Source organism: Lachnospira multipara LB2003 (assembly GCF_000702205.1).
In the GTDB taxonomy this organism is placed as follows: domain Bacteria; phylum Bacillota; class Clostridia; order Lachnospirales; family Lachnospiraceae; genus Lachnospira; species Lachnospira multipara_A.
This window is the reverse complement of record NZ_JNKW01000005.1, coordinates 134,893-160,178: the sequence shown is the minus strand read 5'-3', so window position 1 is coordinate 160,178 and position 25,286 is coordinate 134,893. Positions and strand designations below refer to the sequence as shown.

Annotated in this window: 22 protein-coding genes; 15 read left to right on the top strand and 7 right to left on the bottom strand. The window is 31.3% G+C overall.

The window, feature by feature from the left end; genetic code table 11:
• Window positions 1-5: 5 nt before the first annotated feature.
• The 4 genes from recF to dnaA form a co-directional block, all read right to left on the bottom strand.
• On the bottom strand, window positions 6-1,112 hold the full coding sequence (recF, locus tag T537_RS0104625; RefSeq protein ID WP_027437904.1) for a DNA replication/repair protein RecF: 1,107 nt from the start codon (window positions 1,110-1,112) through the stop codon (window positions 6-8).
• A gap of 16 nt (window positions 1,113-1,128) precedes the next feature.
• Window positions 1,129-1,347: an RNA-binding S4 domain-containing protein gene (locus T537_RS0104620; protein WP_027437905.1), complete on the bottom strand. Its 219-nt coding sequence runs from the start codon at window positions 1,345-1,347 to the stop codon at window positions 1,129-1,131.
• 142 nt (window positions 1,348-1,489) lie between these two features.
• A complete protein-coding gene (dnaN, locus tag T537_RS0104615; RefSeq protein WP_027437906.1) occupies window positions 1,490-2,593 on the bottom strand; it encodes a DNA polymerase III subunit beta in 1,104 nt (367 codons plus the stop codon).
• A gap of 370 nt (window positions 2,594-2,963) precedes the next feature.
• Entirely contained in the window at window positions 2,964-4,319 is a 1,356-nt protein-coding gene (gene dnaA, locus T537_RS0104610) for a chromosomal replication initiator protein DnaA (protein ID WP_027437907.1), read from the bottom strand.
• 683 nt (window positions 4,320-5,002) lie between these two features.
• Here dnaA and rpmH point away from each other — a divergent pair.
• The 8 genes from rpmH to rsmG all read left to right on the top strand — a co-directional run bounded on the left by rpmH (window position 5,003) and on the right by rsmG (window position 12,104).
• A complete protein-coding gene (rpmH, locus tag T537_RS0104605) occupies window positions 5,003-5,137 on the top strand; it encodes a 50S ribosomal protein L34 (protein WP_022432588.1) in 135 nt (44 codons plus the stop codon).
• A 106-nt stretch (window positions 5,138-5,243) separates the two neighbouring features.
• Window positions 5,244-5,585 carry a ribonuclease P protein component gene (rnpA, locus tag T537_RS0104600; RefSeq protein WP_027437908.1) on the top strand — a complete coding sequence of 114 codons (342 nt, stop codon included), beginning with the start codon at window positions 5,244-5,246 and terminating at the stop codon, window positions 5,583-5,585.
• Window positions 5,586-5,611: 26 nt separating this feature from the next.
• On the top strand, window positions 5,612-5,884 hold the full coding sequence (yidD, locus tag T537_RS0104595) for a membrane protein insertion efficiency factor YidD (protein WP_031556544.1): 273 nt from the start codon (window positions 5,612-5,614) through the stop codon (window positions 5,882-5,884).
• Window positions 5,884-7,089, top strand: a complete 1,206-nt coding sequence (locus T537_RS0104590; RefSeq protein ID WP_034244253.1) for a YidC/Oxa1 family membrane protein insertase — start codon at window positions 5,884-5,886, stop codon at window positions 7,087-7,089. Before yidD ends, T537_RS0104590 begins: the two co-directional genes overlap by 1 nt.
• 33 nt (window positions 7,090-7,122) lie before the next feature.
• A complete protein-coding gene (gene jag, locus T537_RS0104585) occupies window positions 7,123-7,959 on the top strand; it encodes an RNA-binding cell elongation regulator Jag/EloR (protein WP_051554956.1) in 837 nt (278 codons plus the stop codon).
• Window positions 7,960-8,075: 116 nt separating this feature from the next.
• The gene (mnmE, locus tag T537_RS0104580) at window positions 8,076-9,452 is read left to right on the top strand and encodes a tRNA uridine-5-carboxymethylaminomethyl(34) synthesis GTPase MnmE (protein WP_031556541.1); all 1,377 of its coding nucleotides are present in this window, start codon (window positions 8,076-8,078) and stop codon (window positions 9,450-9,452) included.
• Window positions 9,453-9,475: 23 nt separating this feature from the next.
• Window positions 9,476-11,362: a tRNA uridine-5-carboxymethylaminomethyl(34) synthesis enzyme MnmG gene (gene mnmG / locus T537_RS0104575; RefSeq protein ID WP_031556540.1), complete on the top strand. Its 1,887-nt coding sequence runs from the start codon at window positions 9,476-9,478 to the stop codon at window positions 11,360-11,362.
• A gap of 16 nt (window positions 11,363-11,378) precedes the next feature.
• Complete coding sequence (gene rsmG / locus T537_RS0104570) at window positions 11,379-12,104, top strand: 16S rRNA (guanine(527)-N(7))-methyltransferase RsmG (protein ID WP_027437912.1); 726 nt, start codon at window positions 11,379-11,381, stop codon at window positions 12,102-12,104.
• A 76-nt stretch (window positions 12,105-12,180) separates the two neighbouring features.
• Here the strand turns inward: rsmG and T537_RS0104565 are convergent, their stop codons facing one another.
• On the bottom strand, window positions 12,181-13,128 hold the full coding sequence (locus T537_RS0104565) for an alpha/beta fold hydrolase (protein ID WP_031556539.1): 948 nt from the start codon (window positions 13,126-13,128) through the stop codon (window positions 12,181-12,183).
• A gap of 280 nt (window positions 13,129-13,408) precedes the next feature.
• On the opposite strand from T537_RS0104565, the gene T537_RS0104560 reads away from it, so the two are divergent.
• From T537_RS0104560 to T537_RS0104530, 7 genes are all read left to right on the top strand, one after another.
• Window positions 13,409-14,395 carry a sensor histidine kinase gene (locus tag T537_RS0104560; protein ID WP_031556538.1) on the top strand — a complete coding sequence of 329 codons (987 nt, stop codon included), beginning with the start codon at window positions 13,409-13,411 and terminating at the stop codon, window positions 14,393-14,395.
• A 16-nt stretch (window positions 14,396-14,411) separates the two neighbouring features.
• A complete protein-coding gene (locus tag T537_RS0104555; protein WP_027437915.1) occupies window positions 14,412-15,056 on the top strand; it encodes a response regulator in 645 nt (214 codons plus the stop codon).
• Between the two features lie 968 nt (window positions 15,057-16,024).
• Window positions 16,025-16,792, top strand: a complete 768-nt coding sequence (locus T537_RS0104550) for a ParA family protein (RefSeq protein ID WP_027437916.1) — start codon at window positions 16,025-16,027, stop codon at window positions 16,790-16,792.
• A gap of 16 nt (window positions 16,793-16,808) precedes the next feature.
• The gene (locus T537_RS0104545) at window positions 16,809-17,735 is read left to right on the top strand and encodes a ParB/RepB/Spo0J family partition protein (protein ID WP_031556537.1); all 927 of its coding nucleotides are present in this window, start codon (window positions 16,809-16,811) and stop codon (window positions 17,733-17,735) included.
• Between the two features lie 22 nt (window positions 17,736-17,757).
• Window positions 17,758-18,315, top strand: coding sequence for a DUF4446 family protein (locus T537_RS0104540; RefSeq protein ID WP_031556536.1), 558 nt, complete (start codon window positions 17,758-17,760; stop codon window positions 18,313-18,315).
• Window positions 18,316-18,437: 122 nt separating this feature from the next.
• A complete protein-coding gene (gene serS, locus T537_RS0104535) occupies window positions 18,438-19,727 on the top strand; it encodes a serine--tRNA ligase (RefSeq protein ID WP_031556535.1) in 1,290 nt (429 codons plus the stop codon).
• 110 nt (window positions 19,728-19,837) lie between these two features.
• Window positions 19,838-21,262 (top strand): family 43 glycosylhydrolase, encoded by a 1,425-nt coding sequence (locus tag T537_RS0104530; RefSeq protein WP_031556534.1) that lies wholly within the window; start codon window positions 19,838-19,840, stop codon window positions 21,260-21,262.
• Window positions 21,263-21,486: 224 nt separating this feature from the next.
• On the opposite strand, the gene T537_RS0104525 is transcribed toward T537_RS0104530, so the two are convergent.
• Window positions 21,487-22,254, bottom strand: a complete 768-nt coding sequence (locus tag T537_RS0104525) for a phosphotransferase (RefSeq protein ID WP_031556533.1) — start codon at window positions 22,252-22,254, stop codon at window positions 21,487-21,489.
• Window positions 22,255-22,306: 52 nt separating this feature from the next.
• Window positions 22,307-24,943 (bottom strand): bifunctional acetaldehyde-CoA/alcohol dehydrogenase, encoded by a 2,637-nt coding sequence (gene adhE, locus T537_RS0104520; RefSeq protein ID WP_031556532.1) that lies wholly within the window; start codon window positions 24,941-24,943, stop codon window positions 22,307-22,309.
• Window positions 24,944-25,286: the final 343 nt, after the last annotated feature.

The following is a 25,286-nucleotide window of genomic DNA, read 5'->3' as shown; positions in this document are numbered from 1 at the left end:
ATTTTTTATTTACTATCAGATTCTTTGTAGTCAAAAACCTGACCATCTATAACTCTAAATATCTTATTAACGTTTATCCTAGAATTTATAAATTCATCTAAACCTGTACATGTGATAATAGTCTGAATATCACCTATACTGTTAACAAGAAAATTTTGTCTATTGCTATCTAACTCAGATAAAACATCATCTAACAAAAGAATTGGTGTATCTTTTATTATTGTTTTAACGAGCTCTATTTCTGAAAGTTTTAAAGAAAGTGCTGCAGTTCTTTGTTGTCCTTGAGAACCGTATTTTCTAACATCTTGATCATTAATATAAAAACACAAATCATCCTTATGCGGACCAATATTTGTTAATTTATATCTTAAATCCCTATCTCTAACTTTTCTTATTTCGCTATCAAAATCTTCAACTTTAACATTTGGCACATACTCAATAAATAATTTTTCTTTGCCTCCAGTTAAATTTGTATGAATAACAGAAATTATGTCATTAATCTGATTTATAAATTCAGTTCGTCTTTTAATAATTTCTGTCCCATATCTTACAAGCTGCATATCCCAAATATCCAACATATCCAAATCTTCTTTGGATGGAATCAAGGATATTTCTTTAAGAAACTTATTTCTTTGATTTACAACTTTGTTGTAATTTACAAGGTTATTTAGATATATCTTATCAAGCTGACTTAATTCAATATCCATAAATCGTCTTCTTTCACTAGGACCATTTTTTATAATATTTAAATCCTCTGGTGAAAATAAAACTATATTTATTATACCAAATAACTCAACAGCTTTTTTTATAGGAATTCCGTTAATTGCAATTCCTTTTGATTTTCCTTGCTTTAGATGCATGTCAATACGATATTTAATTTCATTTTTCTTAACATTAACTTTGATATGAGCTTCATTGCAACCAATCTTGATTATCTCTTTATCTTTACTACCTCTATGTGATTTAGATGTAGAACAAATATATAAAGATTCAAGAATATTGGTCTTTCCCTGAGCATTATCACCATAAATAATGTTAACATTTTTATCAAAATTCATATTAAGAATACTATAATTTCTAAAATCTTTTAAATCTATTGACTCAACAATCACATTGCACCTGCTTTAATTATAAATTACCTGCTTTAACACTAAATTTTTGGCCATTATATTCAACAACGTCTCCATCATAGATTTTTTTTCCTCTCTGTGTTTCAACGTTACCGTTTAGTGTAACTTGACCATCTTGAATTACAATTTTTGCTTCAACACCTGACTCAACTAAACCAGCAAGTTTAAGAGCCTGACCAAGCTTAATAAATTCATCTTTTATTTGTATTGATTCCATTTTTATACCTTCTATACCTTTAAAATACTGTATTGATAAGAAATTATATCGTTCTACCGATATGCATTTTTAACAGGATATTTGTATAGCTTTCTTGTTTAAAAATGCATTAATCGGTAGGTTAAATATAGATTTAACTCAATTATACTACAAAATTAACTGGTAAAATTAAGTATATATAGCTCTGTTCTCTGTCTCTAATAAAGCAAGGAGACTTAGGATTAACCATATAAATATCAATAGTTTCTTCGTCTATAACTTTCAAAGCATCAATAAGGAATTTAGGATTAAAACCAATCATAATATCCTTACCATCTTTGTTAATATTGATATTATCATCAAAATTACCAATTGCTGACTTTACATTAACTCTCAAAGAACCATCTGTAACGCTGAAAATGATAGGCTTTTTATCACTTTCTTTAATAAATAAATTAGCTCTTTCAATAGATTCCATGAATTCTTTTTTATTAATTGAAATTTTTGTCTCGTAATCATTAGATAACATCTGGTCAATTTTAAAATAATCACCTTCAATTAATCTAGAAACAACAAGTGTTTCATCAAATTCGAATAAAATATGGTTATTTGTAAAGTAAATATTTACCATGCTTTCAGCATCAGTAGATAAAATTTTACTTATTTCAGATAAAGTCTTACCAGGAACAATAACTTTTATGTGATCGTAATGATCTTCTAAAGTAATATTTCTAATAGCTATTCTATGTCCATCAAGACCTACAACTTTAAGCTTGTTATCTGTAACTTCAAATAATTCACCAGTCATAAGCTTATTATTATCTAACATTGATAGAGAAAAAATTGTCTGATTAATAACTTCTCTAAGACTAAATTGAGATAATGTAATAAATTTATCTTTAACGATAGCTGGAAGATATGAAAAATCATCACCAGATTTACCAGCTATATTAATTTTAGTATTTTCACAGTAAATAGTAGCAACATTGTTATTATCAGTTTCAAGTGTTATTTCATTATCAGGTAATTTTCTAATAAATTCTGAGAAAAATTTAGCATCAAGTGCTATTTTACCTTTTTCAATAATGTCACCCTCAACTATTGTTTCAATACCAAGCTCCATATCGTTAGCAGTAAACTTAATAACATTAGTAGTAGCATCAATTAAGATACATTCTAAAATTGTCATTGTAGTTCTAGTAGGTACAGCTTTCATAACAATATTAACAGCTTTTGTTAAATTAGATTTTGTGAAAACTAATTTCATGATGTGTAAAACTCCTTTCAGCTAATTATGCGACGCAGTCGCTATATATATATATATTAATTTTAGTCGTAGTAGTAGTAGGCGGTGTGGATAAGTTTAAAAATATCGCAAGCCCGCATTACTACTGCGCTGGATAAATTTAATAACTGTGTTAAAAAGATCGATTTTTTATGTTAACCAGTTATGGATAAGTCTGAACTAAAAATTTAACTAAAAATATAAATGTAAGTTATAAATATAAATCAACAAACAACTAACAGATAAATAACAAGTTATCCACATACTTATCAAAAATAATGATAAAAATACGTAAAATTGTGAACAAGTCGGTGGATAACTGTGGAAAACTTGTTAGTTAATGTTAATAAACTTAGTTTGGATTGATCTTTTTTACCAAAATATCTACAAGTTCCTTAGTTTGAGGATTGTTGACAATTTCCTTTTCGATTTTTTCAATACCGTGGATAATTGTTGTATGATCACGTCCACCAAGGGCTCCACCAATAGCTTGAAGAGGAGCACTAGTCATAGCTCTACATAAATACATTACAATCTGACGTGCATATGCAATGTTAGCGGTTCTCTTTTTAGATGTAATATCTTCAGTGGAAACATGTGTATGTTCTGAAACAACCTGAATAATATAATCAGGTGTAATTTCTTTTTTAGAATCTGGAGATATAAGATCCTTAAGTGTGTTTTCCGCAAATTCTACAGTCATAGGTGTATGTGATAATCTTGAAAATGCAGATAATTTAGTAAGTGCGCCTTCAAGTTCACGAATACTTGATTTAATATTAGTAGCTACGTAATCTTTAACTTCATTAGGTAATTCGATTTTTAAAGTCTCTGCCTTCTTATTAATAATAGCCATCTTTGTTTCATAAGTAGGAATCTGAATATCAACAGGAAGTCCACTTTCAAAACGTGTACGTAATCTATCAGATAATGTTTCCATTTCCTTAGGTGGTCTATCAGATGAAATAACAATCTGCTTTCCATCCTGATAAAGAGCATTAAAAGTATGGAAAAATTCTTCCTGAGTTGATTCCTTACCTATAATAAACTGAATATCATCAATAAGTAGAATATCGATATTTCTATATTTATTTCTAAATTCAGAGTTCTTATTTGTTTTTACAGATTCAATCAATTCATTAGTGAATGTTTCTGAAGTTACATAAAGAACTTTTTTGCTAGGATCATTATTAATAATGTAATGAGCTATAGCCTGCATAAGGTGAGTCTTACCAAGTCCAACACCACCATAGATAAATAGAGGGTTGTAAACCTGACCTGGAGATTCAGCAACTGCAAGGGATGCAGCATGGGCTAAATTATTGTTATTACCTATTACAAATGTATCAAATACATATGCAGGATTTAGATTTTGAATTGCAGCAGTGTTAGATGAATTAAAAGTCTTTCTAGTTTCTTCTTTTTGCTTTTCTTCAGCAGAAATAAGACGAAGAGTGCAAATTCTATTTAATACTTCACTAGTAGTTGCTTCTAATAAACTAAGATATTTCTTTTCCACATAGGCAATACCTAAATCACCAGAAGATGCTGCATTTTTCTTGTTATCATAAACAAGTGTAATATTATCACCGTCTACAGAATATGGTTTAATTGGCATTATCCATGTTTTATAAGAAACGTCAGTCATATCATACTGTTCTTTGAAAGTGGTTAGAATTTCGTCCCACTTACTTATTAGTTCTTCCATATATATTACTCCCAAAATAATAGTTATAGATAAAGAAATATATATGGATAAAAATCACCATATATAATGAAGAAAAAAATAAAAACTGTAATAAATCTTTATCTATATTGCGGATTTTGATTGTGGAAATAGTTTCTATGCGCCAAAAAAGGGCATATTTCGACTAAAAACACATTCTATAACATAATACATCATTTAATGGCAATTTTCAAGAAACAGGCATTGTGATAGATTTTAAGCGTATATGATAAAAACAAATTTTTGTTAATTATAAAAATACAAAACATGTGAATAAGCTTGTGTAGATTATTTGCGGAGTTTTCCACATTATCCACAAATTGCATTGTGGATAAACCTTAAAAATAGTTGATAAAAAATGGAAACTATTTATATTGTGGAAAAGTTAGGAACATTATAAACATGCATAAATAGGGCGTTTAAAATGTATTTTAACAATAAAATCGAATAAATTCGCAAGTTTTCCACAGGTTATCAACAAAATGTTTATAACTTATGTATAAACTGTGGATTAGTGGGGATTTTCCCACATTTGCTAATTTTGATTTTGAGATACTTGACTTTCTTTGGGCTTATCAATATAATTAGAGGGATGTTTTGAATTTTTACAAGATAAATTATTCCTACCATATACATAAAGTGGTAATAAAGGAGGTGTATATAGTATGAAGATGACATTTCAGCCAAAAACAAGACAGAGAGCTAAGGTTCATGGTTTCAGAGCAAGAATGAGCAGTGCAGGCGGAAGAAAAGTTTTAGCAGCAAGAAGAGCAAAGGGCAGAAAGAGACTTTCAGCTTAATGTGACTTTATTGGACCTTCGTTAGAAGGTCCTTTTTTGTTTTATAATTGATTAGTTAGATAGATAGTTTTTTAAATAATAATAAGGTAAAGATGGTAGGGCTTTTATGAAGTATAACGATTTTGAAACATTGAGAAAGAACATTGAATTTAAGCATATATATGATAATAAGAATTCATTAGCTAATAGAAATCTTATTATGTATGTTAAAGAGAATGGAACGGATACAAAAAAACTCGGAGTATCTGTGAGCAAGAAAGTCGGGAATAGTATTGTCCGACACAGATTAGCAAGACTTATAAGAGAGGCATTTCGTCTTAATACAAGTCATATACCCGATGGCTATGATTATGTAATTGTTGCCAGAGCTAGTCTTAAGGATAAGGGTTATCATGAAACAGAACAGTCAATGATTCATTTATTGAGATTACATAAATTATATAAGTAGTCAGTAAGGAAGTATTATTGAAGAATATAGGTAAAAAAATAGCCTTAAAGTTAATAAGGTTTTATCAATTAGCAATATCACCATATAAAGGTGGTAAGATGTGTGCTTATATTCCTACTTGCTCTCAATACGCAATGGAAGCAATTGAGATGTATGGAGTCATTTTAGGTGGTTGGTTGGCTTTCAAAAGAATATTACGTTGTAATCCTTTTGTAAGAGCAGGATTTGATCCTGTTCCTGTTGGCAAATATCAATGGAGAAAAAGGTTCCGTAAGAATAGGGAGGACAAAAATAAATAATGAATGGCATTATTAACCCTATAGCTTCATTTCTAGGAGCAGTTTTAGACCTATTATATAAAGGTTTAGATGCATTAGGTATTGGAAATGTTGCTATAGCTATTGTTATATTTACTTTAATTGTTAAATTGTTGATGTTCCCATTAACGGTTAAACAACAGAAGATGTCAAAGCTTACAGCAGTAATGAATCCTGAGCTTAAAGCAATTCAGGAAAAATACAAAAATAAGCGTGGCGATCAGGATGCAATGATGAAAATGCAGGCTGAGAATAAGGCAGTTTATGAAAAATATGGCGTTTCTCAGTGGGGCTCATGTGTACAGTTATTAATTCAGATGCCTATTTTATTTGCATTATATAGAGTATTCCAACAGATTCCTCTATATATTTCATCAATTAAGGTATTATTTACTAATATCTTAGGTAATGGAACTACAGGTATTACAAGTATTAGCGGATATGCAGATACATTATCTCAAATTTCAGGTAATGTAGATTGGACATCTACTAATGCAGCTATTTTAGGATTAAATAAATTTACACCAGATCAGTGGAATCAGCTAAAAGAAGCATTCCCAAGCATGGCATCAGTTATTACAGAAAACTATGACAAAATAACACATGTAAATACATTTTTAGGAATAAATATGTCACAGAATCCTGGTTTATCATTTACATTACCAGTTTTAATTCCTATTCTAGCTGGTTTATCACAGTTTATAAGTGTTAAGGTTTCTCAGGCAGGAATGCCACAGGCAGATGATGATAATCCAGCAGCAGCATCAATGAAGATGATGACATTATTTATGCCACTTATGTCAGCATTTATCGCAATTTCAGTACCAGCAGGTCTTGGTATTTATTGGATTGCAACAGCTGTAATACAGACAGTAATGTATATTTGCATTAATAAATATTTTGATAAAATAGGTGTAGATGCAATTGTAAGCAAGAATATCGAAAAGCGTAATAAAAAGAGAGCAAAAAAAGGCTTACCAGCTGAAAAAATTACAAAGAATGCAGCTGTAAATACAAAGAAAATCTCATCAGAAGATAGAGTGCGTGATTTACAGTCAAAAAAAGATGCAAATGATAAGAAGATAAAAGAATTAAAAGATGCAGCTAAGAATATTAAGGCACCAAAGAAGGGTTCGTTAGCAGAAAAAGCTTCATTAGCTGCTGAATTGAATAAGAAAAGTAAATAAAAAAGTAAATATAAAAGAAGAGAGGGTAAAGTGATGGATTTTGTAGAAGTTACAGGAAAGACACTTGAAGAAGCTATTACAAATGCATGCTTAGAATTAGGTACAACTAGCAGTGACATTGAGTATGAGGTTATTGAAAAGGGAAGTACAGGATTCTTAGGAATAGGATCTAAGGATGCAAAGATTTCTGCTTGGAAAAAGGGTGCAAAGCCAGAAATCAAAACTGAAGCTAAGGAAGAAAAGGTTGAAGTTAAGGAAACTGTAGAGGCTGTTAAGGAAGAAGTTAAGCCTGCTGCAGCAGAAGTAAAAACAGAGACAAAGGTTGTTCTTTCAAATGAAGAAATTGAAAAGAGAATCTCAACATTCTTAAACAATATGTTCAAGGCTATGAATATGGATGTAGATGTTAAGATTAGCTTTGATGAAGTTGAAGATAGCGTTAATGTCGAGCTTTTAGGTGAAGGAATGGGTGTTTTAATCGGTAAGAGAGGACAGACACTTGATTCAATTCAGTATCTTACAAGCCTTGTAGTAAATAAGGGTAAAGAAAAATACGTACGTATTAAGATTGATACAGAAAACTACAGAAATAGACGAAAGGAAACACTTGAGTCTCTTGCAAAGAATATTGCTTATAAGGTTAAGAGAAGTAGACGTTCAGTATCTTTAGAACCAATGAATCCTTATGAGAGAAGAATTATTCATTCAACACTTCAGAATGATAAGTTTGTTTCAACAAAATCAGAAGGTGAAGAACCATTTAGACATGTTATTGTTTACTTAGATAGAGAAAAGGCAGGAAACAATAACAATTATAGATACAACAGAAGAGATAATAATAGATATAACAACAGATACAATAATAATTAATTAAAAACAATAATATACAAGCAAGATGAGTGAGCTTATATTCACTCATCTTGTCTTGCGTTTTAGTAAGTGAAATAAAGATTTTTTGTTTTAATAGAAAAGATAAGAGGAAATATATGGTTGATACAATAGCTGCTATTTCCACTAGTACAATGTCTAGTGGAGGTATAAGTATAATTAGAGTAAGTGGTAGTGAAGCAATTAAAATTGTGGATAGTTTATTCGTATCAAAAAAAGGAATAAAACTAGCAGATGTAAAATCGCACACAGTACACTATGGAAATATTGTTTATGATGAAAAAATAATAGATGAAGTTTTAGTTGTGGTAATGAAAGCGCCTAATACATATACTAAAGAAGATATTGTAGAAATCGATTGCCATGGCGGAATTTTAGTAACAAAGAAGTTATTAGAAGTAGTATTAAAAAGTGGTGCAAGACTTGCAGAACCTGGGGAATTTACAAAGAGAGCATTTTTAAATGGTCGAATAGATTTATCTCAGGCAGAGGCAGTAATAGATATAATAAATGCTAAGAATGATTTAGCCCTAAAGTCATCAGTAAAGCAATTAAATGGAAAATTATCAGAAAAAATAAAGGAATTAAGAGATATAATTCTTAATAATGTGGCTTTTATAGAAGCAGCACTTGATGATCCAGAACATATTGATATTAATGATAATGTAGATAAGATGACATATGATGTGGATAACCTTGTGGAAACTGTTGATAAATTGTTGAAAACCTATGATAACGGTCGAATTATCCACGATGGAATAAGAACAGTAATCCTAGGTAAAACAAACGCAGGAAAGTCATCATTGCTTAATGTGCTAGCAAAGGAAGAAAGAGCCATAGTTACTGATATTGAGGGCACTACAAGAGATGTTTTAGAGGAATCAATTAACCTCTCTGGAATCACATTAAATTTAGTGGATACAGCAGGTATAAGAAAGACAGATGATGTTGTGGAAAACATTGGTGTGCAAAAAGCTAAGAAATACGCAGCTGATGCAGACTTAATAATTTATGTTGTGGATTCCACAAGAAAATTAGATGAAAATGACTTTGAAATAATGTCATTAATTAAAAATAAAAAGGTATTAGTACTGTTAAATAAAATGGATTTAGATGTGGTAGTATCTAAAGAAGATATTAACAGTAACTTACCAGAAGCGAAGGTTGTTTCAATTTCTGCAAAACAGGAATTAGGAATAGACAAATTAGAAGACGAAATTAAAGATATGTTCTTTAGTGGAAAAATACAGGTAAATGATGAAATCTATATTACAAGCACAAGACATAAGCAGTTATTAGCAGAGGCATTACAAAGCCTTAAACTAGTAAAGCAGGGAATCGATAATTGTGTAAGTGAAGATTTCTTAACAATAGATTTTATGACAGCTTATGAAAAACTTGGATTAATTGTAGGCGAAGAAGTAGAAGATGATCTTGCAAATAGAATATTTGAAAGATTTTGTATGGGTAAGTAAATGTAAGAATTGAGGAAAAGGTCATGCATAATATAAAAGAGGAATATGATGTAGTAGTAGTAGGTGCAGGTCATGCAGGATGTGAAGCTGCCCTTGCAAGTGCGAGAATGGGCTTAAATACAATATGTTTCACAGTAAGTGTAGACAGTATTGCAATGATGCCATGTAACCCTAATATAGGTGGTAGCTCAAAAGGGCATTTAGTAAGAGAAATAGATGCACTTGGTGGAGAAATGGGTAAGAATATAGATGCCACATTTATTCAGTCAAAAATGCTAAACGCATCAAAGGGCCCAGCAGTGCATTCTTTAAGAGCACAGGCTGATAAACAAGACTATTCAAGAAGGATGAGAAGAGTTTTAGAAAACACAGATAATCTCACAGTAAGACAAGCAGAAGTTGCCGAGTTAATAGTTAAAGATGGCGTTGTTTGTGGTGTAAAAACTGTTTCAGGGGCTGAATATGATGCAAAAGCAGTTGTATTATGTACAGGTGTGTATTTAAAGGCAAGATGTGTTTATGGTGATGTAAGCACATATACAGGCCCAAATGGATTACAGGCTGCTAATCATTTAACACAGAGCTTAATAGATAATGGAATTGAAGTAAGAAGATTTAAGACAGGAACACCTGCAAGAGTAGATAAAAGATCAATTGATTTCAGCAAGATGCAGGAGCAATTTGGCGATGAGAGAGTGGTTCCTTTTTCATTTACAACAGATCCAGAATCTATACAAAAAGATCAGGTTTCATGCTGGTTAACATATACTAACGAGGAAACACATAAGATTATAAAAGATAACTTAGACAGATCACCTCTTTATTCAGGAGATATACATGGCGTAGGCCCAAGATATTGCCCATCAATTGAGGATAAAGTAGTAAGATTTGCAGATAAAGATAGACATCAGGTTTTTGTTGAGCCAGAAGGATTATACACAAATGAAATGTACCTTGGAGGAATGAGTAGTTCATTACCAGAAGATGTACAGTATGCAATGTATAGAACAGTGCCAGGACTTGAGAATGTAAAAATCGTTAGAAATGCATATGCAATCGAATATGATTGTATCAATGCAGTACAATTAAAGTCATCTCTAGAATTTAAGAAAATAAATGGTTTATTTGCAGGCGGACAGTTTAACGGAAGTTCAGGATACGAAGAAGCAGCAGCACAAGGACTAATAGCAGGTATCAATGCAGCTTTATATGTACAAAATAAAGAACCATTAATACTTGATAGATCAGAAAGCTATATAGGTGTTTTAATCGATGATTTAGTAACAAAAGAGACATCAGAACCATATAGAATGATGACAAGTAGAGCAGAATATAGATTAGTATTACGTCAGGATAATGCAGATATCAGACTTACAAAGTATGGATATAAAGTAGGCTTAATAAGTGAAGAAAGAATGCATAATCTTGAAGAAAAAATAAGACTGATAGATGAAGAAATCGAAAGAGTTAAAAGTGGTAATGTAGGAACAAGTAGCGAAGTTCAAGAAGTATTAAAAGCTAATAACTCAACAGAATTAACAACAGGAGTAACACTAGCAGAATTAATAAAGAGACCAGAATTAAATTATGAAGTATTAGAACCAATAGATAAGCATAGACCTGAATTAGCATGGGATGTTAAGGAACAGGTAAATATAAATCTTAAATATGAGGGATATATTTCAAGACAGTTAAGACAGGTAGAACACTTTAAGAAGCTAGAAGGTAAATTAATACCTGAAGAATTGGATTATTTTGCAATTTCAGGATTAAGAAAAGAAGCTATGCAAAAGCTAGATAAATTTAGACCACGTTCAATAGGCCAGGCTTCACGTATATCAGGTGTTTCACCAGCAGATATATCAGTATTGTTAGTTTTCCTTGAAAGCTATAGAAGAAGCGCTAAATAAGCGGAAAGGATTAATGATGAATAACCAAGAAAAAGTTTTCTTAGAAAATCTAAAAACAATAGATGTTGAAATATCAGAAAAGCAGTTAGAGCAGTTTAACAGCTATTTTGAAATATTAGTAGAATGGAATAAAGTAATGAACCTAACAGGAATTACAGAATATGATGAAGTTCTATTAAAGCATTTTGTTGATAGTTTGTGTTTTAATCCTAATAAGTTAATAAAAAGTGATAAAATAAGCTTAATAGACGTTGGAACAGGAGCAGGATTTCCAGGTTTACCAATAAAAATAGCTTATGAAAACGTAGACGTGGTATTGCTAGATTCACTAAATAAAAGAATTAAGTTCTTAGATGAAGTAATATCAAAGCTAGGTTTAAAGAATATTAAGACAATACATAGTAGAGCTGAAGATGGCGGAAGAAATAAGGACTTAAGAGAAAAATTTGATATAGCAATATCAAGAGCAGTAGCTAATTTATCATCTCTTGCAGAATACAATCTACCATATGTAAAGGTGGGAGGATATTTTGTAGCAATGAAATCAGGAGAAATAGATGAAGAAGCAGCTAATGCTAAGAAAGCCATAAGTCTACTTGGAGGCGAGATAGAAAAAATAGAAAAATTTCAGCTTCCAAATTCAGATATAGACAGATCCTTAGTTATTGTAAAAAAGGTAAAAGCGACATCAAAGAAATATCCTAGAAAAGCAGGATTACCAACAAAAGAACCATTAAAGTAAAGAATATAATTAAACCCCTCAATGGATTATTTAATCGGTTGAGGGGTTTAGTATTTAATAATAATTTGTAGCTATATTATGCCAAAAAGATTTCAACTTGCTTCACAAATTCTTCAGGTTCTTCAATTTGAGGAAGCTTTTTAGAATTAGGAATAGAGAAAGTCTCAATAGCATTGTTAGCAGTAGTGTATTCTTCTAAAATACGAGTATTATTGTCTAGTTCACCAGAGATAATGAAAATACTGTTATTAATAGCAGGAAGTAATCTGCTAAGTGAGATAGTAGTATAATGGCATTTTTTGCTAGTAAATAAATGTTTACAAGAAGATCCATTAATATGCGAATTTTCATAATAAGCATCAAGGAAATCACAAGGAACAACACCATCTGCAAATGCATCGTTTTTTAATTCCTTATTAATGCTTGATTTACTCTGACAAATATTATAAACAAGTGTACCAATAATAGGTGTTTCGAGAATAAATCTAGTAATCTTAGATTGCTTGTTAGGACCTATTAAAGCTGATTTAATTGAAATAGGGCTAACAAGAACAATCTTATTTATAACATCTTTATTGTTAAAAGCAGAAGCAATAACCATAGGAGCTGATGAGCCTGAAACAATAACATCAGTTTTTTCTCTAATAACACAATTGATAAAGTCAGCAATAAGCTGAGTGTACATATAAGTTGTATAAGTTAGATAAGGCTTATCAGACTTACCACAACCGAGAAGGTCGATAGCATAAACTTTGTGATTTTTAGATAATTCATCAATAACATTATCCCATTCATATAAAGAACTATATGAGTTTAAATCGTGAATGAGAAGGATAGGAGAGCCTTCACCATAACTACAGTAGTTTATGTCGCCAAATTTCCAAGGGTAAGTTGAGTATACGCGATTGTTAGTAATCCCTTTAGCAGTGGCAGTGCTAAAAATGAATTTATTTATAAGATGAGCTGTTGTTAGAGTAGCACCACAAATACTAGCAGCTAATCCTATTTTTTGCCATTTATTCATATTGACCTCCATTTATATATTTGCATATTTAACTTATATACTATTATAAATCAATAATTAAGTACTATCAAATAAAAACAAATAGAAAAATAAATAAAGGAGAAAACTATTATTTACTAAAAGGGAAAAAAGTACTTTATTTATTGTTCAAAATAGGTTAAAATTTTTATTGTAGTATGGTATTCTATAATAAATAGATACATTGTTACTATTTTTATAGTACTAAATGGACAAAAGTACTATATATTAAATCTTTTGTTTATCGAGTATTGGAGAAAAAATGAATAATACAAATAAAGCATTAGAGTATATTGAGAATGAATATAAAAACTGGCAGCTTGAGGAACTTGATATAAAAAAACATATTCAACTTAATAGCTCTAAAATTATGACTATTAACAATGAAATATCCAATATAGAAGCAAAATTGGAAAAATCCGATCAATCGTTTCATTCGGTAAATTATAATGACGAAGATAGAATTAAGTTAGAGGAATTAAATTCTACTAGAGAAAAAATTGAGTCAGAGAATAAAAGTCTTAATAATGAGTTAGAAATAATAGCACGAAAAAATAAGTCATTATTAGAGATTTTAAATGATGATGATATGGATAATAAAGATAAAACTAAAGCCAATAAAGCATTATTAAAAAATTTAGAGGCAGAAAGAGAGCGCATATCAAGAGATATACATGATTCAGTAGTACAGTCTTTAACAGCCTTGATTTATCGAAATGAATTTATAGTTCAATTAATTGAACAAGATTTAAATAGAGCAAAACTAGAATTAAAAGATAATGAAGTGGTTTTAAAAGATTGCATTAATGAGTTGAGAGAAATAATATACGATCTCAAACCAATATCAATTGAAGATTTAGGATTTAAAGAAGCATTTAACGTGTGCTGCGCAAAACTAAATCATCAAAGTAATAAACAAATAAGTTATAGCTTTATAGGTGACGATGAAGTTGAATCTATAATTGGTATTAGTATTATTAGAATTATTACAGAACTAACAAGTAATTCTATTAAATATAGTAAATGCTCTAAAATCAATATTAAAGTTAAGAATACTGATAAAGAGATAATTATCAAGCATAGTGATGATGGAATCGGGTTTGATTATGATAACCAAAAACAAATACATAAGGATAACACGGGATTTGGTTTAGTTATGTTAAGAGAACGAGTTGAATTACTTGACGGGGTGATAAGTTATTCCAATACAAATGGTTCTACTTACACTATTTCAATTCCAAAAAAATAAAAACGGGAGGGTTTTTATGGCAATAAATATTTTGCTAGCAGATGACCATCGAATGGTAAGAGAAGGCCTGAGACACTTACTAGAAACAGATCGTGAAATAAAGGTTGTTGGTGAGGCAGGAGATGGATATGAATGCTTAAATTTAGCCAATAAGACAAAACCTAATTTGGTATTATTAGATATTAATATGCCTAACCTTGATGGATTACAGGTGTTGAATATAATGAAACAGCAAAAAATGTTATGTAAGGTAATAATCCTTACTATACATAAGGAAGTCGATTATTTAATAAAAGCACTAGATCAGGGATGTGATGGGTATGTTTTAAAGGATTCTGATTTTGAAACTTTAAGAAAAGCTATTTTTACAGTTTACTCAGGTGATACATATGTTGAGCCAACAATGATGCCGTTACTTAATGCTACATTAGCAGAAAGAGATGTAATGTATGAAAAATTAAGTGACTTAACTAAAAGAGAAATTGAAGTTTTAAAAATGATAGCTGCCGGATCATTTAATAAGGAAATTGCTTCTACACTAAATATTAGTGAAAGAACAGTTAAGAATCATGTTTCTAATATATTTAAGAAGATAGGCGTTTCAGATCGTACTCAAGCTGCTGTATTCGCTATCAAGAATAATATTATAACGATTAAGTAATTAATAAAGGATTCACAGAAATGTGAATCCTTTATTTTTGTGCCAAAATTTCTAAAATAAAGAGCTATAAGTCAATTAGATAGGCATTTACAAGTTATATATGGCCTAAATTACATGTTTCACATGAAACATAAAAGCTATTTTTATTTAGTATGTAATTTGCATTGGATTACATGTTTCACATGAAACATGTATGTTGTTGTTCACTTGGTATGTAATATATTAGATTAAATGTTTCATATGAAACATAAATGCTAAACCCTAAATAAAAGAATGCTGTATATAAGAGATAGACATAAGAAATGTATAAGTAATATGCAAAATACAAGAACTTAAATATAATTTATCTGTGCTTTACTATATTATGAACTTTAAAGATATAGATAATAAATACAATAGATAAAGTGTAGTATAAAGTGAAGCATATTAAATGTTTCACATGAAACATTTAATATAAATATACAATTGATAGAAAATGGTAAATGAAATGTTTCACATGAAACATTATCCAGATAAAAGATAAAATTTTATATAGGAGACATATATAAGAAGATAGCATGTTTCACATGAAACATAGCAGAAATAATTGAAATGTTGGTATTCTAATAGTCTTAATAAACTCAATTAATCTATTTTATACTAACGAAATGGATATAATCGAACGTAAACTTCTGCAAAGTTTTTTATCCAGCGAATAAAGCACAGTGTATATAATATAAAGATTCGTAACTTATTAATATAGATAAGCTTTATTATAGCTATAATAGACAGAATAGTCTGTTTTTAATATATATTTTTGCGTTTTTTTAATGTTCCACGTGAAACAATCTAAAAAAAGTATAGATACTTTATTTATGAAGTGATATAATAATAAATGGTTTTAATCGTGATGTTTCACGTGAAATATATTTAAAATGTAATTATAAGATGACTTATAATCATTAATAGAATAAATGGGAGGAAAAAAGATGGGTCGTACTATAGCTATAGCTAATCAAAAGGGTGGCGTAGGCAAGACAACAACTGCAATTAACTTATCAGCCTGTTTAGCAGAAGCCGGTCAGAAAGTACTTATCATAGATATAGATCCACAGGGTAACACAACTAGTGGTTATGGTCTTTCTAAAGATGGTTCTAGTAATACAGTTTATGAAGTAATTCTCCAAGAATGTAATATCAAAGATGCAATTATTAAAAATGTAGCCGATATTGAAAATCTTGATATTATTTCATCTAATGTAAATCTTGCAGGTGCAGAAATTGATTTGATTGATATAGATAACAGAGAATATTCACTTAAAAGTGCAATTAAAGAAATAAGAGATGAATATGACTATATAATATTGGATTGTCCTCCTTCATTAAGTATGTTAACAGTTAATGCAATGACAGCAGCAGATTCAGTATTAGTTCCAATACAATGTGAATATTATGCTCTAGAAGGGTTAACTCAGCTTATACATACAGTAAATCTTGTTAAGAAGAAGTTGAATCCAGATTTGAAATTAGAAGGCGTTGTATTTACAATGTATGATTCAAGAACAAATTTATCATTACAAGTTGTAGAAAACGTTAAGGATAATTTACAGGAAAATATTTATAAAACAATAATACCTAGAAATATTCGATTAGCAGAAGCACCAAGCCATGGACTTCCAATCAATTTATATGATAGCAAGTCAAGTGGCGCTGAAAGCTACAGAATGCTTGCAGCAGAAGTGATAGCAAATAAATAAGAAAGAGAGGAATACAATGGCAACTAAGAAAGCAGCAACTAAGGGCCTTGGTAAGGGCCTTGGAAAAGGTATTGGCGCATTAATTCCTGAAGTGGAAACTAGTTCACCTAAACAAGTAGTTAAGGAAGTTGAAGTAGTTAAAGAGGTAATAAAAGAAGTACCGGTTGAAAATAAGGTAAAGATATCTTTAGTTGAACCTAATAGAGAACAGCCAAGAAAAATGTTTGACGAAGATGCTTTAATAGAGCTTTCAGAATCTATTAAACAATACGGAATTTTACAGCCACTTCTTGTGCAAAAAAAGGACAATTATTATGAAATAATAGCTGGTGAAAGACGATGGAGAGCCGCTAAAATGGCTGGAATTAAAGAAGTACCAGTTATAATTAAAGATTATACAACACAGGAAGTAATGGAAATTGCTCTTATTGAGAATATTCAAAGAGAAGACTTAAATCCAATTGAAGAAGCTCAAGCATATCAAAGACTTATAAAGGATTATAGATTAAAGCAGGATGAAGTGGCTGAAAAAGTATCTAAATCAAGAACAGCAATTACTAATTCATTGAGACTATTAAAACTTGATCCAAGAGTACAAGATATGGTAGTAGAGGGTAAATTATCAAGTGGTCATGCAAGAGCAATTATCACAATAGAAGATAAGGATAAGCAATATTTTATTGCACAGAAGATTTTTGATGAAAAACTAAGTGTAAGAGATGTTGAAAAGCTAATGCGCGAACTTGATAAGCCTGAAAAACAAGAAAAACCAAAGCCAGAAAACGATTTTATTTATCGTGATCTTGAAGAAAAATTTAGAAAGATTATTGGTACACAGGTTGTAATCAAGAATAAGAATAATAACAAGGGAAAAATTGAAATTGAATATTATTCGCAAGCTGAATTAGAGAGAATCATTGATCTTTTCAAGAAAGTAAAATAAAAAATACTAGGAAGGTAGAAAAATGTTAGACGTATTTGGATTATTTAGTGTAAATGAATTATATGTCTTAATTGGAATAATTGCATTTACATTAATAGCTATTATACTTTCAATTGTTTCAATTGTTAAGTCTTCAAATATGAAGAAAAAGTATAATATGATGATGGAAGGCTCTGATGGAAAGAGTATTGAAGCCTTAATTAAAGAGTATACAGGTGATATTAAGCTATTAAAGGAAACAGCTACAAAGAATACAGAATCAATTAAAGATATTTATGAAAAATTAGAATATACTTTCACTAAGATTGGTATTGTAAAATATGATGCATTCCATGAAATGGGTGGTAAGTTATCATTTGCTTTATGTATGCTTGATAAGGCTAATAATGGTTATGTTATAAATGTAATGCATAGCAACACAGGATGTTTTGCATATGTAAAAGAAATAGTTAGAGGTGAGTCTTTCTTAGAATTAGGTGATGAGGAAGAAAAGGCCTTAAACGAAGCAATAGCTGGCAGATTAGGAGATGCAAGCTTAAGTAAAGAAGTAAATGATTTAGTACAGCAAAATAAAATGTAATTATCATTAAAGCTAAATACGTATTGCTAAAAAAGTGTTTCAGTGATAAATTGACATAGATGAATTTATACTAAACACAAATAAAATAAATAAAAATGCATATAATGCAGAAGTGAGGAAATATGTTAGATTTAAAATTTGTAAGAGAAAATCCTGATATCGTAAAGCAGAATATTAAGAATAAGTTTCAGGATAGAAAACTTCCATTAGTAGATGAAGTAATCGAATTAGATGCTCAGGCAAGAGCAACAAAGACAGAAGCTGATGAATTAAGAGCTAATCGTAATAAGCTTTCTAAGCAGATTGGTGCTTTAATGGGTCAGGGAAAGAAGGAAGAAGCTGAAGAAGTAAAGGCTCAGGTTAATGCTCAGGCAGAGAAGTTAAAGGAATTAGAAGCTAAAGAATCAGAACTTAATGAAAAAGTTACTAAGATTATGATGACAATTCCTAACATTATTGATCCATCAGTACCTATTGGTAAAGATGATAGTGAAAATGTTGAAATTCAGAAGTATGGTGATCCAGTTGTACCTGATTTTGAAGTACCATATCATACAGATATTATGGAAAGATTTGATGGTATAGACATGGATTCAGCTGGTAAGGTAGCTGGTAACGGATTCTACTACCTTATGGGTGATATTGCTAGATTACATTCAGCAGTAACAGCATATGCTAGAGATTTTATGATTGATAGAGGATTCACATATTGTATTCCTCCTTACATGATTAGAAGTAGCGTAGTTACAGGTGTTATGTCATTTGATGAAATGGACGCTATGATGTATAAGATTGAAGGCGAAGACTTATACTTAATCGGAACATCTGAACATTCAATGATTGGTAAGTTTATTGATACAATTACACCAGAAGAAGAACTTCCAAAGACTCTTACAAGTTTCTCACCATGTTTCCGTAAGGAAAAGGGTGCTCACGGTATTGAAGAGCGTGGTGTATATAGAATTCATCAGTTTGAAAAACAGGAAATGATTGTTGTTTGTAAGCCAGAAGATAGCAAGATGTGGTTTGATAAGTTATGGCAGAACACAGTAGACTTCTTTAGAACACTTGATATACCTGTAAGAACACTTGAGTGTTGTTCAGGTGATTTAGCTGATCTTAAGGTTAAGTCAATCGACGTTGAAGCTTGGTCTCCAAGACAGAAGAAGTATTTCGAAGTTGGTTCATGCTCTAACTTAGGTGATGCTCAGGCTAGAAGATTAAAGATTAGAGTACAGGGTCCAGATAAGAACAAGTACTTTGCTCATACATTAAATAATACTTGTGTTGCACCTCCTAGAATGCTTATCGCTTTCTTAGAGAACAATTTACAGGCAGATGGTAGAGTTCTTATCCCTGAGGCATTAAGACCTTATATGGGCGGAAAAACAGAGCTTGTACCTACTAAGTAATTAAATATAGAATACAAGATTAGTGTTTAATGAATAATATAAATCTGCTTATATCAATTAGGTATAAGCAGATTTTTTATATATAAATGTATTTTTAAAGGGGGATTTTTATGAAACAGGGATTTAATCCATTTTTACCAAGTTATGAGTATATTCCGGATGGAGAACCACATATATTTGATGGGAGAGTTTATTTATACGGAAGTCACGATAGGTTTAATGGCAAGGATTATTGTGAAAATGATTATGTGTGCTGGTCATCGCCTGTGGATGATTTAAAGGAATGGAGATTTGAGGGAATAATATATACAAAGGAAGATGATCCGCATAAGGCAGACAGAAAAATACTATTTGCGCCAGATGTGTTAAAGGGTAAGGATAATAGATATTATTTATACTATTCTATAGCGCATTCCTCAGTAATATCTGTTGCAGTGAGTGATAAGCCAGCCGGAAAATATAAGTATTTAGGGGATGTTTCACTGCCAAATGGACATGTATATGGAAGTGCGGCAGGAGATTATTATCAGTTTGACCCAGGCGTTTTTATGGATGATGATGGAGAAATATATCTTTATTCTGGATTTTGTCCACGACAGGATGAGGATGAATTAGGAAGAAAATACGTAGGCTGTCATGTATGTAAGCTAGAAGATGATTATATAACAATGAAGACTAAGCCTAAAATTGTAATTGAAAAAAATCCGGATTTTTATGATGAAACAAGGTATTTTGAAGCACCATCAATGCGTAAATTTAATGGTAAATATTATTTAATATATTCAGTAAGGATTGGTGGATTACATTATGCAATGAGTAAGTACCCGGATAGAGACTTTAAATACATGGGAAGATTACATTCAACATCAGATGTGGGAATAAATGGATTTAATGCAGAAAATCCGGCATATCCTAATGGAAATACACACGGAAGTTTAATACAAATACAGGATAAATATTATGTATTTGATCATAGATATAGTAATGCAAGCTCATATTCAAGGCAGGCAGTTGCAGAAGAGATTTTTATGGATGAAAATGGATGTTTTAAGCAGGTAGAAGCAACTAGTTGTGGTTTAAATGGCGGGCCATTAAAGGCTGTAGGAACATTTCTAAGTTATATAGCCTGTACCCTAATAGATAGAAATGAATATAAAGATAAAGAGGAAAAGGCTTTAAAACAGGTAAGAATAACACAGGATGGAGAAGATAGAGAAGAAGGGGAAAATCAGTACGTTTCACGTATACATAATGAATGTGTTATAGGATATAAGTACTTTGATTATGATGAAAAATACGATGAAGTTTTAATAGAAATTACCATAAGAGGAGAGGCTAAAGGAAGACTTAATATACGCTCAAATTATAATGGAGAAATAGAGTCGTATATAAATATTGATTGTAATAATACGACATGGATAAAAGAAAAATCTGAATATATTAGGATAAAAAATCATAGAAAAAATGCTCTATACTTTGATTTTATAGGGGATGGAGAATTTGATTTAAAAGAGTTTAGATTTGAATATGTGTAATTAATCTAAAAAAGGAATGAAAAAATTAGACTAGACTTAGTAATGAATTAAACTATAGTCAAATAAAAGATAAGATAAAATAAAAGATAAATTAAAAGATAAATTAAAAGATAAATTAAAAGGAGCAACCCTAGAAACCTAGGGTTGCTTCTTTAATGTTGAAATGAGAAGAAATTAATATCAAATCATATTACACATTATTATATTTTAAAGGAGATTAATATTTACTGGAAATCAACGACATTAATCCACTTCTCAAGTAAAGTTTTTTCTTCCGGCTTGTTTTTAGCAAGTCTAGCTGCTGCAACAATTGGAAGCCATGTAGTAACGTAAGCCTTTTGAGTGTTTGTTATCTTGCAGAACTCATCCATATACTTATCGGCAATATCACTTTCTTCTCCATACTGTAATTTGAGAAGAAGATAAGTATTAGCAATATCTGCAGAAGCGTTACCTTGAGTTGCATGAACCCAGTCTACGGCAGTTAATGACTTAATGTTACCGTCTTTATCTAAATCGGCGATGATGTTGTCTGGACAAAAATCACCATGACAAAGCTTTGTATGATTATGCATAGAATCAAGTCTTGTCTGAAGTTCATATTTTGTTGAATTATCAATTTCAGTGAGTGAATCAATCTGTCTCTTTAACTTATCTTTTAAAACAAGTAGGAGAGGGTTAGATTTTTTCTGGAAATCAACCTGATATTCTACCATCTTATTGATATATTCATCAATCTTACCAGGATTCTTCTTAATTAACTCAGTAAGAGTTGGTCCTTCTACATATTCACTTGTTATACTCCATTGTCCGTCTTTTACATCAACGGATAAAAGTTTAGGTATCTTAGCCCCAGCATCTTCAACACGAGCTGTATTAAGAGCCTCATATAAAACGTCTGACTTGTTATAATCCTTGTCAAATACTTTAGTTACAATACCGCCATCTACATAAACGGATTTTAATTTATTTTCAGCTATTAATTTTTTCATGTTTGTATCCTTTCTACTACCTAAAAATAGTCCCCATAATTATTTATAAAAATTACTTTGTCTTCTTTGATATATCAACTGGTTTACCATAGTAAGCCTTAATGTACATATCCTTGATTTCACTGATAAGTGGATATCTTGGGTTAGCTCCTGTACACTGATCGTCGAAGGCCATTTCTGACATTTCATCAAGAGTAGCAAGGAAATCTTTTTCTTCGATTCCGTAATCTTTAATTGTATCTTTAATACCGATTGTATGCTTAAGTTCTTCAATCTTAGCAATAAGCTTTTCGAACTTCTCATCATCGTCCTTACCCTGGATACCTAAGAATTCAGCAACCTCAACGTATCTTTCCTTACAATGTGGATACTGATACTGAGGGAATGTACCCATCTTAGTAGGAACATCAACAGCATTAAATCTCATAATTTCTGTAAGAAGAATTGCATTTGCAACACCATGTGGTAAGTGATGGTAAGCACCAAGCTTATGAGCCATAGAGTGGCAAACACCAAGGAATGCGTTAGCAAATGCCATACCAGCCATACAGCTAGCTACTGCCATCTTTTCTCTTGCCTTAGCATCGTTAGCACCATTCTCGTATGCAGATGGTAAGTAATCAAATATAGTCTTAATAGCCTTAAGTGAAATACCATCTGTAAATTCTGTAGCCATAATAGAAGCATAAGCCTCTAAAGCATGAACTAATGCATCAAAACCTGAAGCAGCTGTTAATCCCTTAGGCTGAGTCATATGCATATCAGCATCAACAATAGCCATGTTAGGAAGTAATTCATAATCTGCTAAAGGATACTTAAGACCTGTCTTTTCGTCTGTAATAACTGCGAATGGAGTTACTTCAGAACCTGTACCAGATGAAGTAGAAATAGCTACAAAGTAAGCTTTTTCACCCATCTTAGGGAATGTATAAATTCTCTTTCTGATATCCATGAAACGCATTGCCATGTCTTCGAAATCAGCTTCTGGATGTTCATACATAACCCACATAATCTTACCAGCATCCATAGCTGAACCACCACCGATAGCAATGATTGTATCAGGTTCGAATAATCTCATTGCCTCAGCACCAGCCTTAGCACAAGCAAGTGTTGGATCTGGAGCTACATCATAGAAGCAAGTATACTGGATACCCATTTCATCAAGCTTATCTGTAATGTTCTTAATATGACCGTTCTTATAAAGGAACTGATCTGTTACGATGAAGGCCTTCTTCTTACCCATAACGTTCTTTAATTCATCAAGAGCTACTGGAAGACAACCCTTCTTGAAGTAAACCTTTTCAGGTGCTCTAAACCAAAGCATATTCTCTCTCCTCTCAGCTACGTTCTTGATATTGATAAGGTGCTTAACACCAACGTTCTCAGAAACTGAGTTACCGCCCCAAGAACCACAACCAAGAGTAAGTGAAGGTGTAAGAGAGAAGTTATAAATATCACCGATACCACCCTGTGATGAAGGAGTATTAATTAAGCAACGGCAAGTCTTCATAGCCTCTGACCATTTAGCAATCTTTTCCTGCTGTGTAGGAATGTTGATATAAAGTGAAGATGTATGACCAAAACCACCATCAGCGATTAAGTGAGAAGCCTTGTCGATAGCATCTTCGAAGTTTTCTGACTTGTACATAGCAAGTACTGGAGAAAGCTTTTCATGAGCGAATTCTTCTGAAATATCAACAGAAGTAACTTCACCAATGATAATCTTTGTTTCTTCTGGAACCTTAACACCAGCTAGGGCAGCGATTGTTGCGGCCTTCTGACCAACGATCTTAGCGTTAAGTGCGCCATTAATAAGGATAGTCTTTCTAACCTTTTCTGTTTCTGTTTTATTTAAGAAATAGCATCCTCTGTCTTCAAATTCCTTCTTAACAGCATCGTAAATCTTCTTATCAACGATTACAGACTGTTCTGAAGCACAGATCATACCATTATCAAATGTCTTAGAATGAATGATTGAGTTAACAGCTAATGTAATATCTGCTGTTTCATCAATAATAGCAGGTGTGTTACCAGCACCAACACCGAGTGCAGGAGTACCTGAAGAGTATGCTGATTTAACCATACCAGGACCACCTGTAGCAAGAATGATGTCAGCTTCCTTCATAAGCATGTTAGTTAAGTCAAGTGATGGAACATCAATCCAACCAATAATGCCTTCTGGAGCACCAGCCTTAACAGCAGCCTCTAAAACAACTCTAGCAGCTTCAATAGTAGAACCCTTAGCTCTTGGATGTGGGCTAATGATAATACCATTACGAGTCTTTAAAGATACTAATGTCTTAAAAATAGCTGTTGATGTAGGGTTTGTTGTTGGAATAACAGCAGCAACAATACCGATAGGCTCTGCAATCTTTGTAATACCAGCAGCTGTATCTCTTTCAAGAATACCACATGTCTTTGTATCCTTGTACTTGTTGTAGATATACTCAGAAGCAAAATGGTTCTTAATAACCTTATCTTCTACGATACCCATTCCTGTTTCTTCAACTGCTAACTTAGCAAGACGAATTCTTTCTTTGTTAGCGGCAAGAGCAGCAGCTCTAAAAATTTTGTCTACCTGTTCTTGAGAGAATGTTGCAAATTCACGCTGTGCCTTTCTAACTGAATTAAGCTTCTCTTCAAGTGCTTCGACTGTGTCAACTACTAATGTTTTTTGTTTCTCTGACATAATCTCCTCATTTCTGCGCTGCCAATATATTGGATTTACGATTCGTACCTAAGAAAAATGAACGCATTATTTGGGAGGTTCTATTCTTAATCGTAAATAAGGCTAGATAGAAACGTAAGCAGCGCTTTACGTAACTACGTGATGAAAAAGTCGCCGTCTCATGATACGGATACTTTTATAACAAAGTTTGATAATTTATTAACAAAGCCACTATAACACGATAAAGCGTTACTTGTCAATAAAAACGTTAAAAAAATAACAAACAAATTTCATCACAAAAACCCGTTAGTTTACTTATAAAATATTTACACACTATTTGCTATATTATTAAATATATGTTATT

Bases quoted from the DNA above. Each gene is read 5' to 3' on its own strand.
- T537_RS0104545 (WP_031556537.1), top strand. From the start codon at position 16,809: ATGGCAACTAAGAAAGCAGCAACTAAGGGCCTTGGTAAGGGCCTTGGA.
- rnpA (WP_027437908.1), top strand. From the start codon at position 5,244: ATGAAGTATAACGATTTTGAAACATTGAGAAAGAACATTGAATTTAAG.
- mnmG (WP_031556540.1), top strand. From the start codon at position 9,476: ATGCATAATATAAAAGAGGAATATGATGTAGTAGTAGTAGGTGCAGGT.
- serS (WP_031556535.1), top strand. From the start codon at position 18,438: ATGTTAGATTTAAAATTTGTAAGAGAAAATCCTGATATCGTAAAGCAG.
- T537_RS0104590 (WP_034244253.1), top strand. From the start codon at position 5,884: ATGAATGGCATTATTAACCCTATAGCTTCATTTCTAGGAGCAGTTTTA.
- T537_RS0104555 (WP_027437915.1), top strand. From the start codon at position 14,412: ATGGCAATAAATATTTTGCTAGCAGATGACCATCGAATGGTAAGAGAA.
- T537_RS0104565 (WP_031556539.1), bottom strand. From the start codon at position 13,128: ATGAATAAATGGCAAAAAATAGGATTAGCTGCTAGTATTTGTGGTGCT.
- dnaA (WP_027437907.1), bottom strand. From the start codon at position 4,319: ATGGAAGAACTAATAAGTAAGTGGGACGAAATTCTAACCACTTTCAAA.
- T537_RS0104550 (WP_027437916.1), top strand. From the start codon at position 16,025: ATGGGTCGTACTATAGCTATAGCTAATCAAAAGGGTGGCGTAGGCAAG.
- T537_RS0104560 (WP_031556538.1), top strand. From the start codon at position 13,409: ATGAATAATACAAATAAAGCATTAGAGTATATTGAGAATGAATATAAA.
- dnaN (WP_027437906.1), bottom strand. From the start codon at position 2,593: ATGAAATTAGTTTTCACAAAATCTAATTTAACAAAAGCTGTTAATATT.
- adhE (WP_031556532.1), bottom strand. From the start codon at position 24,943: ATGTCAGAGAAACAAAAAACATTAGTAGTTGACACAGTCGAAGCACTT.
- jag (WP_051554956.1), top strand. From the start codon at position 7,123: ATGGATTTTGTAGAAGTTACAGGAAAGACACTTGAAGAAGCTATTACA.
- rsmG (WP_027437912.1), top strand. From the start codon at position 11,379: ATGAATAACCAAGAAAAAGTTTTCTTAGAAAATCTAAAAACAATAGAT.
- T537_RS0104525 (WP_031556533.1), bottom strand. From the start codon at position 22,254: ATGAAAAAATTAATAGCTGAAAATAAATTAAAATCCGTTTATGTAGAT.
- T537_RS0104540 (WP_031556536.1), top strand. From the start codon at position 17,758: ATGTTAGACGTATTTGGATTATTTAGTGTAAATGAATTATATGTCTTA.
- mnmE (WP_031556541.1), top strand. From the start codon at position 8,076: ATGGTTGATACAATAGCTGCTATTTCCACTAGTACAATGTCTAGTGGA.
- rpmH (WP_022432588.1), top strand. From the start codon at position 5,003: ATGAAGATGACATTTCAGCCAAAAACAAGACAGAGAGCTAAGGTTCAT.
- T537_RS0104620 (WP_027437905.1), bottom strand. From the start codon at position 1,347: ATGGAATCAATACAAATAAAAGATGAATTTATTAAGCTTGGTCAGGCT.
- T537_RS0104530 (WP_031556534.1), top strand. From the start codon at position 19,838: ATGAAACAGGGATTTAATCCATTTTTACCAAGTTATGAGTATATTCCG.